The following is a 17,354-nucleotide window of genomic DNA, read 5'->3' as shown; positions in this document are numbered from 1 at the left end:
AGAAAGACCCTTATAGGGTCAGAGCAAACCACCCGTTTTACGGGTGGTTCTGATTTTTATGGTATTATTTTTCGATATTTACGATGTTAACGATAACTTCAACAGCTTTTTTCATATCATCAATACATGCAAATTCATGACGTCCGTGAAGGTTTTCTACACCGGTAAAGATATTTGGTGTTGGAATACCCATGAAGGAAATTTTAGAACCATCGGTACCACCGCGGATAGGATCGCAAATAGGTGTAATACCTGCTTTTTCCATGGCCGCTTTGGCTACGTTTACACATTCCATATTATCTTTGATGATGTCGTACATATTGTAATATTGATCTTTAACAGATACTTCGCAAACTTCTCGGCCATAGATTTCATTTAATGTTTGACCGGCTTGTAGGAAGAATGCTTTTTTCGCTTCGAACAATTCTTTGTCATGGTCGCGGATAATATAGTTCATCTTACCTGTATCCACTTGTGTTTCCATGCTCATAAGCATAAAGAAACCTTGACGACCACAGGTATGTTCAGGGACAGCGGCCCCTGGTAATAGTGCATCAAATTGCATAGCTAGTTTAGCGCAGTTAATCATGATTCCCTTCGCTGTTCCAGTGTGTACTGATACGCCTTTGAGTGTAACAGTTCCGCCAGCTGCGTTGAATGTTTCGTATTCGAGTTGACCTAGGCTTTCACCATCGATTGTATAGGCAAAGTCTACAGGAAATTGTTTTACATCGAAATGGTCTGCACCGGTGCCGATTTCTTCGTCAGGGCCAAAGGCGCACATGATTTTACCGTGTTTGATTTCTGGGTGAGCCACAAGATAGGAGAGGGCTTCCATAATTTCACAAATACCAGCCTTATCATCGCCGCCTAGTAGGGTAAGACCATCTGTTACGACTAGAGATTTACCGATATAGTTTTTTAAATTAGGAAAATCTTCGCGGCGTGTAAAAATTTGATGCTCTTCATTGAGGCAAATATCGTTGCCATCGTAGTTTTCAATGATGCGTGGCTTAATATTTTCTGCGTTATAGTCGGCCGTATCCATATGAGCGATAAAGCCAATCGAAGGCGCTTTTGTATCTGTATTAGCATTCAGTGTACCGATGACAAATCCGTTTTCTCGATTGTAGATGACCTCATCAAGACCGATTGCTTTCAAATCAGGAACAAGCACATTGGTAGCGAAATCGACTTGCGTTTGCGTACTAGGAATCGTTGTACTTTCCTCGTTAGACCGTGTATTTATGCTTGTATAGCGTACAAAACGTTCAACCATTGGTTCCATAATAAGCCTCCTTGAGAGAATGTATTGAATATATAATTGGTTGATACAATAGTTAGACCTATTTAGCCTATATATCTTAATTGTAGACCAGTAGTACATAAAAAGCAAAGTGTATCGGTGCATAATGTGTAAAAATATTCGTATTATGCATATAAAGCAATTGAAACGTGTATAGCACCATGATAGTATAAAGGTGGATAGATATACGTTTGTGTTTTTTATGAGGAGGTTTTACTATGTCGGACGAAACTCGTTCTATTCCGCCCGTAGAACCGGTACTTGATCCTAAAAAGGACTACGAAGAAATTAATTCATACGTAGTATTTTGGGGCCTGTTCTATGCAGCAATCTTTACACTGGCTGTTGGCTATCTATGTTTGAAAATTGGTCAAACAGTAGATGCCTTTGCTCCAGTATCTGTACTTGCCATGGGTACAGCAGTTATTTTGAAACGGAAAAATGCGTTTGCTGAAACTGTACACATTCAAGCAATCGCCAGCTCTAGTACAAACACATTAGCCGGGGCTATGTTCTTCTTGCCAGCCCTTTATATTTGGGGTGTCACAGATGTAACCTTTACACAAATGGCAATTCCAATTATTCTCGGTGGCGTACTTGGTGTTCTATTATGCGTTATGTTCCGTCGCTACTTTGTAGAAGAAATGCACTATGTGTATCCGTTCCCAAGTGGTCGTGCTGCAGCTGAAGTATTGATGAGTAATGAAGGTAGCAAAGCTAAATTGATGTTAGGTTCTGGCCTTATTGCTCTCGTATATGACTTTATTCTAAACAGCCTTGGCTGGTGGGAAGAGGTCATTCGTACAGCTACATTTAAATGGGGCGCTGCCTTAGCAGACCAAACTAAATTGACGGCTGCTGTAGATACCGATGCAGCATTGCTAGGCCTCGGGTATTTTACAGGCCTTCGCTATGCAGCGATTATTGCGGCTGGTTCATTCTTCTCTTGGTTTGTATGTATTCCGGTTGTGTATTTCTTAGCGCCAGAACATGTGATGCACATCAATGGTCAATCCGTACTCTTAGCAGATGCGCCAATTCGTAAGGTATTCCTTGATTATGTGCGTCATATCGGCATCGGTATGCTCGCTATGGCCGGTATTATTGGCCTCTTGAGCATGTCTAAGGTTGTGGGCAACGTTGTAAAAAAAGCGGTTTTAGATATATTTACATCTAAAACTACAGAAGTTAATTTGCTTCGTACACAACGTGATGTTCCTACATCTTGGATTGGTGCAGGCATTTTGTTATGTACCGTTTTATTTGCCGTATACTTCCACTTTATGTATTCTGAAAGCCTCGCTCAAACAGGCGTAGCCTTCTTAATTGTTCTAATCATGTCCTTCTTACTTGCTGTAGTAGGTATTAGCTCCATTGCCTATACTGGTACAGAACCGGTATCCGGTATGACAATCTTTATGATTATCATTTCTGCTGTATGCTTAACAGCTGCGGGTATGACTGGTAAAGTCGGTATGATTGCAGTTCTCATGATGGCATCCTTTATCGGTACAACCATTGGTATGGCCGGTAACTTTATGTCAGAACTTAAGGTAGCGCACATGACAGGTGCTACACCTAAAAAAATGGAACAATGGCAAATCGTTGGTACCATTCTCTGTGCTGTGCTTTCTGTAGGTGTCATGATCTTATTAAATGGTGCCTATGGTTTTGTAGGGGACCATGCATTGAATGCTCCTCAAGCGAATGCGATGGCTGCCATCATTGAACCAATGATGACTGGTGGTAGTGCACAATGGCCTTTATACATGGCAGGCGCATTGTTTGCAATCATCTTATGGATGGTGAAAGTTCCACCGTTGGCATTTGCATTAGGTACATATCTACCTATGGAAATCAATACCCCATTACTAGTTGGTGGTTTGATTGCATACTTTGTACAAAATAGTACAAACGATAAAGCGTTGGCAGATCTTCGCTTCTCCAAAGGTAGTACAATTGCATCCGGTCTTGTAGCCGGTGGTGCTATTGGTTCCTTGTTCAGTGCCGTACTTCGTATTGCAGGTATTGATGTATTTGCTCAAGAATGGGTAGAAACACCAGAAGCAACATACCTCAGTATTGTAATGTACTTGTTACTCTGTGCATTCTTGTACAAGGTAGCTATGTACATTAAAGATAAAAAAACAGCTAAATAATATGAATCTCATCTAATGGGATTACGAATAACGCTCTCTATGAATATAATTCGTAGAGAGCGTTTTCTATATGAGGTGATTGGGAGATTGTCTTTGATATATAGATATAATCTATACCAAATAAAACATATTTATATAGTAGGAATTATTGACCTAGGATATATAGGGTGATATGATATGTTTATGTTATTTTATTTTAGAGTAAATCTATAGTTGTTAGATTATGTAGAAATTTTATTTAGTAATAGGTATGAGATTCTAGGTGACTAAATAGTAGAGTCTTTTTACTGATGAGGTATATAATGAAACTAAAACGAATTGCGGCTCTACTAGGTGCTTTCACCATTGCTAGCAGCCTATTTATAGCTGGTTGTGGTAATACTACAACTAGTAATAATGATAAAGTATGGCGTGTTGGCACTGATGCGACCTATGCACCATTTGGATTTAAAGACAAAGATACGGGCAAGTTGGATGGTTTTGATATCGATATTATTAATGCTATAGCTAAAGAAGAGGGCATTGAAGCGGATATTCAAAACTTAAACTTTGATGCCCTGTTACCAGCACTACAAAGCAATACAATTGATATTGCAATTTCTGATATGACGATTTCCGAAGACCGTGCTAAATCTGTTGATTTTAGTAATCCCTATTATATAGCGGGTAATGGCTTAGTTGTTAATGTTGATAATACTACTATTCATAGCTTTAAGGATCTAGAAGGCAAACGCATTGGCGTTTCTATTGGATCCACTGGTGCTGAGATTGCTAGCAAAATTCCAAATGCGGATGTACGACAATTTAATATTATTGTTGATGCCTTTTTGGAATTGGAAAATAAAGGCGTAGATGTAGTTATTAACGATACGCCGGTAAATGAGTATTATGTAAATAATAAAGGCCGTGGCATTGCTAAAGTAACGGGTGAGGACTATGATGCGGCGCCTCTTGGTATTGCTGTGAAAAAAGGTAATACGGAATTACTTAGTAAAATAAATGATGGATTAGCAAAAATTAAGGCTAATGGTAAATATGCAGAGATTTATAAAAAGTGGTTTGGTAAAGAACCACCTGCAGAAGATTTGAAATAGGTGATAGAATGGCTAAACGGAAAGCATTTTTGAAGATTGTAAAGGAAAATGGACCTCTTGTACTAGATGGTGCATTCGGTACAGAATTAGAGCGTCATGGATGTAATATTCATGATGAGTTGTGGTCGTCTAAGATGCTTATTGAAAATCCAGAAATTATCAAAAAAGTGCACATTTCCTACTTGGCAGCCGGTGCAGATATTATTGAAAGTTCCGGTTATCAAGCGACTGTAGCCGGGTTTAAAGCTCATGGGTATGGTACAGAAGAAGCACTAGATTTGGTTAAGTTATCCGTTCGTTTAGCCGTGCAAGCACGTAATGAATTCTTAGAAGCTAAAGCGAATGATGCGCTTACATTGCGTGGCATTACATTAGGTGAACAATTGCCAGATGGCAGTGTCCGTTACTTCTCTGAAGGGGCCTTACCAAAACCATTGGTTGCCGCCTCTGTTGGCCCATATGGTGCTTTCTTGGCAGATGGCTCTGAATATCGTGGTGATTATGGTGTACAAACCGAATATTTGGAAGTATTCCATATTCCTCGCATTGCATTATTCTGCGAAGAAAACCCAGATGTGTTAGCCTGTGAAACTGTGCCGTGCTATGATGAGGCTATTGCTATTGCCCGTACCTTGTGTGATCCGCTTACGACAAAAGGCATTCCTGCATGGATTTCTTTCTCTTGCAAAGATGAACATCATATCTCAAGCGGAGAGACCATCATTAAATGCGCTGAAATGATCGATAAGGTGCGTCAAGTAACGGGGATAGGGATTAACTGTACAGCGCCGGAATATGTAGAATCCTTGATTAAAGATATTAGGTCTGTCACAAATAAGCCAATTGCTGTATATCCAAATCTTGGTGAAACCTATGATGGAGAAACTAAAACATGGTCAGGCGGACAACAAAGCTTCATTGATTATATTGATATATGGCGCAAAGCTGGTGCGAATATAATCGGTGGATGTTGCCGAACAAATCCTGATATCATTCGAGAAGTAGCAAAACAAATACATGTAAAATAAATGAGAAGGTCTGTTTAGATACAGGCCCTCTTTCATATACAAAAAAAAGAAGGTTATCCATCGGATAACCTTCTTATATGTGGCGGAGAGACAGGGATTTGAACCCTGGGTACGGTATAACCGCACACATGATTTCCAATCATGCTCCTTCAGCCGCTCGGACACCTCTCCATGTATTCTGTTGTGTAACAGGTACTTGTATAGTATATGAAAAAGTTAGATTTATGTCAAGAACAAAATAGTAGAATTATTATAGTTTCATAAGAGTTTTAAAAAGCCGCCCCGAAGGACGGCTTTTAGTAAGTATATTATAATACTTCTTTGATTTCTTGTGCATCGATGGATGCTTTGATATCGTCTGCCATTTTTTCGATCAATGGGATATCTTCTTCTTTTAAAGAGGATTTGATATCAAGAGGTTGGGATACGATTTCAATATCTTTGAAGTCGTTTTCGAAATGAGCAACCATTGTTTTCATTGCAGCGGAAGCCCAGGAATGGTTACCGATGATGGATACCTTATGATTTTGGAAGTTAAGCGCTTTTAACTCGTGAATGAAGTTTTCCATAGTAAGGTATAGGTTCAAGTTATAAGTTGGTGCAATTGTTACTAAGTTTGTATATTTCCAAGCATCAGCGATGATGTAGGAAGGATTAGTTTTGGAAACATCGTAGATTTTAATATCTGTAACACCCCGTTTAGACAATTGTTTAGCCAATTGTTGAGCGATGTCACGAGTGTTGCCATACATGGAACCGAAGGCGATAACAACACCTTTTTTTTCAGCTGTGTAGCTGGACCAGTGTAAGTATTTGTGCAAGATATATTCAATCGTTTCAGGTGTACGCCAGATTGGACCATGAAGTGGAGCAATGCGTTTGATTTCAAGGCCGGAAACCTTGCGAATTGCATTTTGTACTTGAGGGCCGTATTTACCAACGATGTTTGTGTAGTAACGACGAGCTTCATCTTCGTAGGTTGCTACGAAATCAGTTTGGTCAGCAAAGATGTTGCCATTGATTGTACCAAATGTACCGAATGCATCAGCAGAGAACAATGTACCTGTAGATTTTTCATAGGTACAAGTTACTTCTGGCCAGTGAACCATAGGCATTGTGTAGGATACAAGAGTATGTTTACCTAAGCAAATTTCATCGCCTTCTTTTACTGTGTAATATTGATCAGGCTTTGGTGTGCGGTAGAATTGTTCGAACATGCGGAATGTTGTTGCATTACCAACCATTTTACAATTTGGATAGCGTTCCAATGTTTCTAACAATGTTTGACAGTGGTCAGGTTCCATATGGTTTACGATGATGTAATCAAGATCACGACCATTTAAAAGGTGGGATAAGTTGTCAAAGTATTCTTCGCGAATTTCTGCATCAACAGAGTCTACAACGCAAGTTTTTTCATCATCGATGAAATAGCTATTGTAGCTTACACCATTTGGAATAGGGAATAAGTTTTCAAAACGTTCAGTTGTCCAGTCATTACTACCAATCCAGTAGATATTATGGGTCATTTTTTGAGCACAATGCATAGTAATATCCTTTCCTTACACATATGTATATACATAACTAACCTCATCCATGTGATGACGGTTTAATTAATTATATTGACATCTTATAATACAGTTTTTTTCGAAAAAAATCAATATATCGATATATGTCAATGTGTTATAACTGTGATAACTTTCACATATTAGAATGTGTATTGTGAAAGTTTGTAAATATAGCCCATTCCGAAGAATGGGCCATATAGATTATTTAAAGTATTTTACGCCGGATGTGAAGATTGGCATTTCTAAGTTGCCTGGAATATTTTTACTAATATCTGCACCACAGCGTTCGGAGTGTGCCATTTTACCAAATACGCGGCCATCAGGGCTATAAATGCCTTCGATAGCAGCTACGGATTGGTTAGGATTAAAGCGTCCATCCATGGATGCAATACCGTCAAAGTCGACATATTGTGTAGCGATTTGACCAGTTTTATTGAATTCCAATACTTGTTGTGGGGAGGCAATAAAGCGACCTTCACCATGAGAGATAGGAACCGTATAAATTTCGCCAGCCTTAGCTTCACACATCCAAGGCGATTTTGTAGAAATAACCTTAGTGTTGGCCATACGAGATACGTGGCGTCCAATGGTATTGTATGTCAAGGTAGGGTGATCTGCCGTTAATGTTTCAATATGGCCACCAGGTAATAGACCTAATTTAATCAACGCTTGGAAACCGTTACAGATACCGAGAACTAGACCATCTTGTTTATAAAGTAGGTTTTCGAGGCCTTCTGCAAGATATGGGTTGCGGAATAGGGTGGCCATGAATTTACCAGACCCATCTGGTTCATCGCCGCCGCTAAATCCACCAGGGAACATAAGAATTTGAGACTCTGCTAATTTAGCTTTGATTACGTCAATAGATTCTTTTAATTGTTCTGGCGTTTGATTGCGAATCAGTACGATGTCAGCAATAGCACCAGCTCGTTCAAAAGCACGAGCGGAATCGAATTCACAGTTAGTGCCAGGGAATACAGGGATAAGTACCTTTGGTTTAGCACCTAAGGAGGTACTGCGAGGTTTTGCGTGCTGATCGTGAATGTAAGCTACTGCTTCACCAGTACCGGATTTTGCTTCCAATGGGAATATATCGGATAATGGTTTTTCGTATGCTTTTTCGATTTCATCAAGTGTTACAGATTGGCCGTTCCATTCGATGACAGGTTTGTCTTGGGTAACTGCAATAACGCGAACGTCGGACAATTCAAGTAAATGGTTAACCGCTGTAATATCTACTTCTACGATGAAAGACCCAATAGCTGGTTGGAAAATAGCTCGTTCTGCATATTTGTCGAACTTAACGCCAATTTTATTGCCGAGAGCCATTTTGGAAACTGCTTCAGGAATGCCACCTTGATCTACTACATAGGCAGAGTATACGCGGCCTTTTTCAATTTCCTCTTGTAAGATATCACAATTTTCTTTAAAGTGATCCCAGTCAGGTGTATCGTTGTACGTACGAGGTACATCAAAGTATACGAGTCGATGGTCAGGTCCTTTTAAATCTTGGCTTACAATATTTTTAACAGAAGCTGTTACCGCTGCGAAGGATACGAGGGTAGCAGGCACTGTTAAATCCATAAATGTACCACTCATAGAATCTTTGCCGCCAATAGCACCGATTTCAAGTTCTTTTTGCGCTTTGTACGCACCTAGAAGTGCTGCTACCGGTTTACCCCAAGATTCTTTGGAGTGTAAACGTTCAAAGTATTCTTGTAAAGTAAGGTATGCATCTTGACGACGGCCACCGAGTGCCACAAGTTTTGCAACAGATAAAAGCACGGCATATTGTGCGCCATGGTATGGACTCCAAGCGGACAATTCAGGTACAAAGCCATGTGTCATGATACTAGCAGTTGTTGTTTCACCGTGAAGAACTGGTAATTTTGCCACCATACCTTGGGTAGGTGTTTTTTGATATTTACCACCAAATGGCATGAGCACTGTATTGGCCCCAACTGAGCTATCAAAGCGTTCAACAAGGCCTTGTTGAGACGCAGTGTTTAATGTAGATATTGCTTCGAGCCATTGATCTTTGAAATTGTCGGCACTTGCAGAACCACGGCGGAAATAAGACTTTTCAGTAGGAGCTGTCACTACAGCTTCTTGTTGTTGACTAGCCCCATTTGTATTTAAGAAATCACGACTGATATCGACAATTGTTTCTCCGCGCCATGTCATGATGAGGCGATTTGTATCTGTTACATCGGCAACGATTGTGCATTCAAGATTTTCTTCATCGCAATATTTCATAAATGCATCCACATCGGCTGGTGCAATGACGCAAGCCATACGTTCTTGGGATTCGGAAATAGCGAGTTCTGTACCATCGAGACCGTCGTATTTTTTAGGTACTAAGTCAAGGTTGATGGTAACGCCATCTGTTAGTTCACCGATGGCTACGGAGACACCACCAGCACCAAAGTCATTACAACGTTTGATGAGTGTTGTTACCTCAGGGCGACGGAATAAGCGTTGAATTTTACGTTCTGTAAGGGCATTCCCTTTTTGAACCTCTGCACCACATGTAGCGAGGGATTCTAATGTATGTTCCTTAGAAGAACCTGTAGCCCCACCGCAGCCATCACGACCTGTTTTACCACCGAGTAGTACGATAATATCACCTGGTGTTGGTACTTCACGTCGCACTTGATTGCGCGGAGCAGCACCGATAACAGCACCGATTTCCATGCGTTTTGCCACATAACCTGGATGATAGTATTCTTTAACTTCGCCAGTAGCAAGGCCGATTTGGTTACCATAGGAGGAATAGCCACGTGCGGCTTCAACAGTAATTTTCTTTTGTGGTAGCTTGCCTTCTAGTGTATCGGCTAGCGGTGTGCGAGGGTCTCCGCTACCAGTGATGCGCATAGCTTGATACACATAAGAACGGCCACTTAGAGGATCGCGGATACAACCGCCAAGACATGTGGCAGCACCACCAAAAGGTTCGATTTCAGTTGGGTGATTGTGAGTTTCGTTTTTGAATAGCAAGAGCCATTCTTCTTCTTTACCATCTACATCAACGGGAACGATGATAGTACATGCATTGATTTCTTCGGATTCATCAAGATTAGTAAGACCGCCTGCATGACGCAATTCTTTTACAGCTAATGTGGCCATATCCATGAGAGAACGAGCTTTCACCTTAGTTGTATATAACAAATTGTGACCTTCAGTATATTCTTCTAGTGCTTCCTTGATTGGTTCTGTGAAACGACTCTCTTCGATAGTAATATCCGTTAACTCTGTCATAAATGTAGTATGGCGGCAATGGTCAGACCAATATGTATCGAATAAGCGAATTTCTGTAATCGTTGGATTGCGTTTTTCTACATTCTTGTATTGCTTTTGAATTAATTTGATATCTGCCAATGTCATAGCGAGTCCATATTCGCTAATCATATCTTGTAGTGCATCCTCTGACATGTCTGTAAAACCGTCGATGATAGCTACATCTTCTGGCTCTTCTAGTTTAAGTGCCAAGGTATCAGGTAACTCGAGACTTGCTTCTCTAGAATCAACAGGATTGATGTAATATTGTTTGATTGATTCTTTTTCTTTGTCTGTAAAAGTACCTTCTATGACAAATACTCTTGCACAACGAACGGTATGACCTGTTGTAAGTGTGAGCATAGAAATACATTGCTCTGCACTGTCTGCACGTTGATCATATTGTCCTGGTACATATTCGATAGCAAAGACAAATGCATTTGCTGGAATATCTAATGTTTCTGCTACTAAATCAACAGGTGGTTCAGAAAAAATCAAATGTTTAGCCTTTTGTAATGCGTCATCGCTAAGATTTTCTACATCATAACGTTCATAGATTTGCACGGCTGTAGCTGGTACATGTAATTCTTGCTGTAATGTAGCTAATACATGTGCTGCTTCATTAGCGAAAGCATCACGTTTTCTTACAAATAGTCGTTGAATAGCCATATAGCCTCCTGTAATATGCAGAATAAATGAGTTCTGGTGTTGACAAGATTAGTATAGTCGGTCTAGACTTATAAGTAAAGATAATCTTACTTATATAAAGATTAACACTACTTATAAATATGAAATTTTCATGAAGGTCATAAGACCAAAATTTCATAAACCGTAACAATAGCATCTTGTTTTGAGTAAAAAGTAGAATATTAATAATGTATTACTATACTATTAGTATATAACAGAGGAGGATAAAATGGCAGTATCAGCAGATCTATATAGATCATTTTTAGGAGTTGGGTTGTATTTGTCATTTTCTCGCGCTGCAAAAGAGCTAGGTGTTTCGCAGTCCGCAATTAGTCAAAGTATCAAACAATTAGAAGGCGAATTAAAAATGCCTTTATTTGTGCGCACTACTAAATCGGTAGCATTTACGCCAGAAGGCAAGGAATTATTCGATACAGTAGCCAAAGCATTTTCCATTCTAGATAATGGGATTACGCAATTACAAGAACGGGTGAATCAAGCTTACGAAAGCTTGAATATTGCCGCTACAGATACACTATGTCGTCATTTCTTGTTGCCCTACTTTCATAAATGGCAATTGCAAGAAAATCAAATTGGCTTGCATATCATAAATAGACCGTCCCCAGATTGTGTGGAAATGGTCATTAATAAAGAAGTGCAGTTAGCTGTAGTTAATGACTACGAAGGTTTGCGTAGCAATACACAATTAGAAGTTACTACCTTGGCGAGCATTCAAGATATCTTTGTGGGCGGTCATGAATATAAAGGGGCAGGCTTCTTTGACCAAGGCCGATTGCTCAGTGAGCCTATGTTGTTACTACAAAAGGGAACAGCTAGCCGTACTTTCTTTGATGAAGTAACGCATGGTGCTTGTAGTAAACCGCGTTTTGAATTGAGTAGTGTAGACGTTCTTCTCGATCTTGTGGAAATTAACATGGGGATCGCTATGTTGCCAAGTAATGTGGTGCAAGAAAAAATGCAAGAAGGTACTGTCGTAAAAATTGATACAGATATTCCTGTGCCAACGCGAGATATTGTACTTGTTCGGTCGCGTCTCGTTCCACAATCCGAAGGCGCTGCTAGATTTACAAATTTATTGACTAATCGTGAAGATAAACGAGACAAAGTTTTATAAATATGAATTACAAACACACTTTATTCTTTTTTTCAATAAAGTGTGTTTTTTTGTTGACCCTAAGCGTTGATTTACGTTAAAATTTAAAGATAGTTATGCGGAGGTAAAACGAAATGGAATTATTAAAACAACGCATTCGTGAAGAAGGTATTGTCTTAAACAATCGTGTATTAAAAGTTGATGGTTTTTTAAATCACCAAATCGACCCACATTTATTTAAAGCTATTGGTAAAGAAATTGCTGACCGCTATCGTGATGCTGGTGTTCAACGTATTGTTACCATTGAAGCATCTGGTATTGCCTTGGCATTGATGGCTGCTCTTGAACTAGATGTGCCATTAGTATTTGCGCGTAAGAAAAAATCTATTCTTATGGTCGATGATGTGTATCATTCTGTTGTATATTCTTATACAAAAGAAGAAAATTATGACATTACAATTTCTAAAAAATTCTTGCCAGCAGGCGAAAAAGTTTTAATTATTGATGACTTCTTGGCCTCTGGTGAAGCAGCTATGGGGCTTGCTAAACTTGTAAAAGATGCAGGCGATGAAGTGGTTGGTATGGCAATTGCTATTGAAAAGTCTTTCCAACCAGGTCGTGAACGCTTAGAAAATGCTGGTTTCCGTGTTGAATCCTTAGTGCGCATCAAAGAATTTAAAGATAATAAATGTGTTTTTATAGAGGACTAGTCCTATAGTTTTTTGCGGAGAGAGGTAGAATAATGAACGTAAAAGCTGAGAAATTTGATGTACTAGTAGCGGACATTGAAAAATCTGGTAATACATGGTTTACAAAGGATGTTATTGAAGGCGATGAATACAATACGGTTGTATACCATGGTCGTTTAGAAATTCATGGTAATTCTTTACCTGTTTTTATCGTGTTGGATGATTCTGTATTCTCCTATATTCGTGTTGCAGTTACAACAACGAGCATTACAGATGCAGCCATTAAAAAAGTATTGCCTAAATTGAATGAGCTTAACCAACAATTTAAAGTGACAAAATACTATGTAAATGATGAAGACAGCAATATTTACACTGATATTTCTGTGCCATCTACAGCTGAAACATTTGAACCAGCAGTATTGGTTAATCTTATGTTAGAGGTTATTAAACCGCACTTGGATGAAGTTCATCCAGAAATTTTGAAAATTGTAGGACAAGCAAAATAAGAGGTTAGTATGAATCCTAAAGCATTAGCCTTTGATAAATTTATGAAGGCAGAAGAAGTAACGGCTTTTGAGCGTAAAGATTTTGATGATGAAGACGGTACAGTCGTATATCGATCCTATATTAAATCACCGCTTTGGGATATGCCGATGTTCGTGATCTTAGATAATAGTATTTACAGTGTTATCCGTTTAGTGCTTGGCCCTGAAAAGGTAACAGCACAGAATATGGCGGCCATTAATGCATTGATCAATCGTGAGAATGCAATGTATAAAAACTATAAATTCTATATTGATGAACAAGATTCTACATTGTATTTAGATTGCGTCTACATGTGTGCTAATGATGAGTTTATACCAGAGTTGATGTATGCTTTAATGACGTCGATTGTGGATTATATTCCTGAGGCCGTTGGCGATTTAAAAGCTGCTTTTGAAAGCAATGTACAATAAAATATGATATTCCTTATACGATAGTATATCGTGTGAATAGGGAATAGAATACAAGGGACTTCCATACCTATGTGTGGAAGTCTTTTTTTATCAATGTACATTCGTACATAATAATTATTATTCGTATCATACTGTGTAATTTTTAATATAAGTATTATATAGTTCGGAATATAACGAACGATTATAAAAACTAATATAATTATTATTCGAAAAATGATTGACCGATACAAATTGGTCTGATACAATTTAGATACAGATAAGGAGGCGTTATCATGAAGAGACATATGAACCTAACATCCGTTACTATTATGACTATTTCTGCTAACGCTATCAGTGCGTAAACTCGGCCTTTTTAGGTCGAGTTTTTTTATTAAGGAGGAACAATGAAGGTTGGCATTATCATGGGCAGTAAATCTGACCTAGACACGATGAAAAAAGCATCTGCTATATTAGATGAATTCAATATTCCTTATGAAATGGTGATCGCTTCTGCGCATCGTACACCAGAGGCTGTTAAGTCTTTTGTGGAACGCCTTGAAGCAGAAGGAGCAATCGCCTTTATCGCAGGTGCAGGCGCTGCAGCCCATCTACCTGGAGTGGTGGCAAGTTTTACAACCGTACCTGTTATCGGTATTCCTCTTAATGCAACCGCATTAAAAGGCATTGATTCCCTCTTGGCAATCGTACAAATGCCGTCTGGTATGCCAGTAGCAACAATGGCCGTAGATGGTGCAAAAAATGCTGCATTATTTGCAGTACAAATCGGTGCTACTTTCAACAAGGAACTAAAAGAAAAATATGTTGCCTATCGCAAAGACATGGCTGACAAGGTTTTAGCAGATAATGCTGCATTACAAGCAGAATTAAATAAATAATTATTACATAGGAGGATTACTATCATGGCTAATATCGATTTGGAAAAATTAACACTTTTATACGAAGGCAAAGCAAAACAAGTGTATCAAACAGATGACAAGGAAACATATATTGTTCACTACAAAGATGATGCCACTGCATTTAATGGTGAAAAACATGATACTATCCTTGGTAAAGGCGTATTGAATAATAAAATTTCCTCATTCTTCTTTGAATTATTGAAAAAAGAAGGCGTTCCAACACATTTCGTTCGTCGTGAAGATGACCGTAACCAAACAGTATTGACGTTGAACATTGTTCCTCTAGAAGTTATCGTTCGTAATATTGCTGCTGGTTCTATGGCTAAACGTTTTGGCATTGAAGAAGGTACGCCTCTTAAACATCCAATTCTTGAATTCTGCTACAAAAATGATGAACTTGGCGACCCATTTGCCAACGAATCTCAAATCACAGCTCTTGGCTGGGCTACGCAAGAACAATTGGATAGAATTTCCGAAATTACTATGAAGGTTAACGATATCCTTAAAAACTTCTTGGCTACTAAGAATGTAACATTAGTCGATTTTAAACTTGAATTTGGTACACATAATGGAGAAGTATTGCTTGGTGACGAAATTTCTCCTGATACATGCCGTTTCTGGGATGCAACAACAGGTGAAAAACTCGACAAAGACCGTTTCCGTCGCGACCTTGGCAATATCGAAGAAGCTTATAAAGAAATGTTATTCCGCTTAACGGGCGAACGTGCATAACCTGGGGGTTATTGATGAACTACGATCCAATTTTTGACAAATGGCATGAAGAATGTGGCGTCTTTGGTGTGTTTGACCGCACTGTTGACGTTGCACGATATGTATACTGGGGATTGTTTGCCCTTCAGCACCGCGGACAAGAAAGTGCAGGTATCGCTATTACCGATGGTAATGAAGTGGCTCTAAAAAAAGGTATGGGTTTATTGACTGAGGCTATCAAGGAATTACCAACATTAAAAAGCCATATGGGGACTGGTCATGTTCGGTATTCTACAACTGGCTCTAATAACCCACGTAATATTCAACCTCTCGTAATCCATTATCAAGGTGGCCAAATTGCAGTAGCCCATAATGGCAATTTGACGAATGCTCTAGACATCCGTCGTCAACTTGAAGCAGATGGTTCCATTTTTCAAACAACTATGGATTCAGAGGTTATCGTTAACTTAATCGCTCGTTCTAAGGCTGAAACGCAAGAGGAACGCATTGCTGATGCGGCTCGACAAATCGAAGGGGCCTTCTCCTTGGTTATTACAACTAATGACTCTCTCGTTGGGGTTCGCGATCCTCAAGGCTTTAGACCTCTTTGCTTAGGTAAGACTGCACATGGTTATGTTTTATCTAGTGAAAGCTGTGCTTTTGATGCTATAAAGGCTGAATTTATTCGCGATATTGACCCAGGTGAGATGGTTATCATCGATGATCGTGGTGTGCGCAGCACAATCTATGCAGAACCTCAAAAAATTGATAAAAAACTTTGTGTCTTTGAATATATTTATTTTGCGCGCTCCGATAGTAAAATTGATGGCCAATCTGTATATGAAACACGACTCAATATGGGACGTGAACTATATAATGAAACTAAATATGATGCAGATATCGTCATGTCTATTCCCGACTCTGGCACGACGGCTGCTCTTGGTTATGCTCGTGCGTCGGGCATCCCTTTTGCAGAAGGTTTGATTAAAAATCGATACAGTGGACGTACATTTATCAAACCTAACCAAGAAGAACGGGAACTAGCTGTGCGTATGAAGCTAAATGCTATGCCAGAGGTTGTAGGCGGTAAACGCATTGTATTAATCGATGACTCTATCGTGCGTGGTACCACAAGCGGCCTTATCGTTAAGATGTTAAAAGAGGCAGGCGCTAAGGAAATCTATATGTGTGTTAGCTCGCCGGCCATCGAATATTCTTGTCATTATGGTATTGATACGTCAGTTCGTAAAGAATTGATTGCGGCCACACATACAATTGAAGAAATTAGAGATTATATTAAGGCAGATAAATTGCATTATCTATCAAAAGAAGGCTTGTGTCGAGCTGTTAGCGGCGTGCCAGAAGCGGATTTATGTTTCGCTTGTTTCAATGGCGATTACAGGGTAGATGTGCCTACAGAACAAGAGGAAGGGGTCAAATATGTGCTCGAATAAAACAGGATTAACCTATCGTGATGCAGGTGTAGATATCGATGCCGGTAATAAAGCCGTAGAGTTGATGAAAGAATCCGTAAAAAGAACATACACAGCAGGTGTTGTAGGTGATTTAGGTGGCTTTGGTGGCATATACTCCTTAGCAGGTCATTCCATGGAAGAACCAATGCTGGTATCTGGCACAGACGGTGTTGGCACAAAATTGCGCCTCGCTATCATGATGGATAAACATGATACGATTGGACAAGACTGTGTTGCCATGAGTGTAAATGATATTCTTGTGCAAGGGGCAACGCCTCTGTTCTTCTTAGACTATGTAGCGGTTGGTAAACTTGATCCCGTACAAGTCGCTGATATCGTACGTGGCGTCGCTAATGCTTGTGAAGAATCAGGTTGTGCTCTCCTTGGTGGGGAAACAG

The 17,354-nt window shown here is 39.4% G+C and carries 14 protein-coding genes and 1 tRNA gene; 11 read left to right on the top strand and 4 right to left on the bottom strand.

From position 1 onward, the window contains the following. Positions 1-64: 64 nt before the first annotated feature. A complete protein-coding gene (gene pepT / locus RYP29_RS06595; RefSeq protein ID WP_205097384.1) occupies positions 65-1,288 on the bottom strand; it encodes a peptidase T in 1,224 nt (407 codons plus the stop codon). A 236-nt stretch (positions 1,289-1,524) separates the two neighbouring features. Between pepT and RYP29_RS06590 the strand changes: the two genes are divergently transcribed. The 3 genes from RYP29_RS06590 to mmuM all read left to right on the top strand — a co-directional run bounded on the left by RYP29_RS06590 (position 1,525) and on the right by mmuM (position 5,587). After that, positions 1,525-3,465 carry an OPT family oligopeptide transporter gene (locus RYP29_RS06590; RefSeq protein WP_287543121.1) on the top strand — a complete coding sequence of 647 codons (1,941 nt, stop codon included), beginning with the start codon at positions 1,525-1,527 and terminating at the stop codon, positions 3,463-3,465. 302 nt (positions 3,466-3,767) lie between these two features. Beyond that, positions 3,768-4,559: a basic amino acid ABC transporter substrate-binding protein gene (locus RYP29_RS06585; RefSeq protein WP_311532692.1), complete on the top strand. Its 792-nt coding sequence runs from the start codon at positions 3,768-3,770 to the stop codon at positions 4,557-4,559. A gap of 8 nt (positions 4,560-4,567) precedes the next feature. Continuing rightward, entirely contained in the window at positions 4,568-5,587 is a 1,020-nt protein-coding gene (mmuM, locus tag RYP29_RS06580; protein WP_311532691.1) for a homocysteine S-methyltransferase, read from the top strand. 80 nt (positions 5,588-5,667) lie between these two features. Here the strand turns inward: mmuM and RYP29_RS06575 are convergent. The 3 genes from RYP29_RS06575 to RYP29_RS06565 all read right to left on the bottom strand — a co-directional run bounded on the left by RYP29_RS06575 (position 5,668) and on the right by RYP29_RS06565 (position 11,097). Then, positions 5,668-5,758 (bottom strand) — tRNA-Ser (locus RYP29_RS06575). A 137-nt stretch (positions 5,759-5,895) separates the two neighbouring features. Then, positions 5,896-7,131: an FprA family A-type flavoprotein gene (locus RYP29_RS06570; RefSeq protein ID WP_005382151.1), complete on the bottom strand. Its 1,236-nt coding sequence runs from the start codon at positions 7,129-7,131 to the stop codon at positions 5,896-5,898. A 222-nt stretch (positions 7,132-7,353) separates the two neighbouring features. Then, positions 7,354-11,097, bottom strand: a complete 3,744-nt coding sequence (locus RYP29_RS06565; RefSeq protein ID WP_311532690.1) for a phosphoribosylformylglycinamidine synthase — start codon at positions 11,095-11,097, stop codon at positions 7,354-7,356. A gap of 247 nt (positions 11,098-11,344) precedes the next feature. On the opposite strand from RYP29_RS06565, the gene RYP29_RS06560 reads away from it, so the two are divergent. The 8 genes from RYP29_RS06560 to purM form a co-directional block, all read left to right on the top strand. Further along, positions 11,345-12,250, top strand: coding sequence for a LysR family transcriptional regulator (locus tag RYP29_RS06560; protein WP_005377632.1), 906 nt, complete (start codon positions 11,345-11,347; stop codon positions 12,248-12,250). Positions 12,251-12,363: 113 nt separating this feature from the next. Next, positions 12,364-12,939 carry a xanthine phosphoribosyltransferase gene (locus tag RYP29_RS06555; protein ID WP_005380212.1) on the top strand — a complete coding sequence of 192 codons (576 nt, stop codon included), beginning with the start codon at positions 12,364-12,366 and terminating at the stop codon, positions 12,937-12,939. A gap of 32 nt (positions 12,940-12,971) precedes the next feature. After that, complete coding sequence (locus tag RYP29_RS06550) at positions 12,972-13,424, top strand: hypothetical protein (RefSeq protein ID WP_009661657.1); 453 nt, start codon at positions 12,972-12,974, stop codon at positions 13,422-13,424. A gap of 9 nt (positions 13,425-13,433) precedes the next feature. Beyond that, positions 13,434-13,874 (top strand): hypothetical protein, encoded by a 441-nt coding sequence (locus RYP29_RS06545; RefSeq protein ID WP_005377730.1) that lies wholly within the window; start codon positions 13,434-13,436, stop codon positions 13,872-13,874. A 383-nt stretch (positions 13,875-14,257) separates the two neighbouring features. Next, positions 14,258-14,749, top strand: a complete 492-nt coding sequence (purE, locus tag RYP29_RS06540; RefSeq protein WP_005377732.1) for a 5-(carboxyamino)imidazole ribonucleotide mutase — start codon at positions 14,258-14,260, stop codon at positions 14,747-14,749. A gap of 24 nt (positions 14,750-14,773) precedes the next feature. Beyond that, positions 14,774-15,502 (top strand): phosphoribosylaminoimidazolesuccinocarboxamide synthase, encoded by a 729-nt coding sequence (purC, locus tag RYP29_RS06535; protein WP_005377738.1) that lies wholly within the window; start codon positions 14,774-14,776, stop codon positions 15,500-15,502. Positions 15,503-15,516: 14 nt separating this feature from the next. After that, positions 15,517-16,935 carry an amidophosphoribosyltransferase gene (gene purF, locus RYP29_RS06530; protein ID WP_311532689.1) on the top strand — a complete coding sequence of 473 codons (1,419 nt, stop codon included), beginning with the start codon at positions 15,517-15,519 and terminating at the stop codon, positions 16,933-16,935. Then, on the top strand, positions 16,922-17,354 hold a 433-nt coding region (gene purM / locus RYP29_RS06525; RefSeq protein ID WP_311532688.1), incomplete at its 3' end, for an AIR synthase related protein. The genes purF and purM, both read left to right, overlap by 14 nt.

Origin of the sequence: uncultured Veillonella sp. (genome assembly GCF_963534045.1) — a bacterium.
Taxonomy (GTDB): domain Bacteria; phylum Bacillota; class Negativicutes; order Veillonellales; family Veillonellaceae; genus Veillonella.
This window is presented reverse-complemented; position numbering and strand designations above follow the sequence as displayed.

Bases quoted from the DNA above. Each gene is read 5' to 3' on its own strand.
- pepT (WP_205097384.1), bottom strand. From the start codon at position 1,288: ATGGAACCAATGGTTGAACGTTTTGTACGCTATACAAGCATAAATACA.
- RYP29_RS06590 (WP_287543121.1), top strand. From the start codon at position 1,525: ATGTCGGACGAAACTCGTTCTATTCCGCCCGTAGAACCGGTACTTGAT.
- RYP29_RS06585 (WP_311532692.1), top strand. From the start codon at position 3,768: ATGAAACTAAAACGAATTGCGGCTCTACTAGGTGCTTTCACCATTGCT.
- mmuM (WP_311532691.1), top strand. From the start codon at position 4,568: ATGGCTAAACGGAAAGCATTTTTGAAGATTGTAAAGGAAAATGGACCT.
- RYP29_RS06570 (WP_005382151.1), bottom strand. From the start codon at position 7,131: ATGCATTGTGCTCAAAAAATGACCCATAATATCTACTGGATTGGTAGT.
- RYP29_RS06565 (WP_311532690.1), bottom strand. From the start codon at position 11,097: ATGGCTATTCAACGACTATTTGTAAGAAAACGTGATGCTTTCGCTAAT.
- RYP29_RS06560 (WP_005377632.1), top strand. From the start codon at position 11,345: ATGGCAGTATCAGCAGATCTATATAGATCATTTTTAGGAGTTGGGTTG.
- RYP29_RS06555 (WP_005380212.1), top strand. From the start codon at position 12,364: ATGGAATTATTAAAACAACGCATTCGTGAAGAAGGTATTGTCTTAAAC.
- RYP29_RS06550 (WP_009661657.1), top strand. From the start codon at position 12,972: ATGAACGTAAAAGCTGAGAAATTTGATGTACTAGTAGCGGACATTGAA.
- RYP29_RS06545 (WP_005377730.1), top strand. From the start codon at position 13,434: ATGAATCCTAAAGCATTAGCCTTTGATAAATTTATGAAGGCAGAAGAA.
- purE (WP_005377732.1), top strand. From the start codon at position 14,258: ATGAAGGTTGGCATTATCATGGGCAGTAAATCTGACCTAGACACGATG.
- purC (WP_005377738.1), top strand. From the start codon at position 14,774: ATGGCTAATATCGATTTGGAAAAATTAACACTTTTATACGAAGGCAAA.
- purF (WP_311532689.1), top strand. From the start codon at position 15,517: ATGAACTACGATCCAATTTTTGACAAATGGCATGAAGAATGTGGCGTC.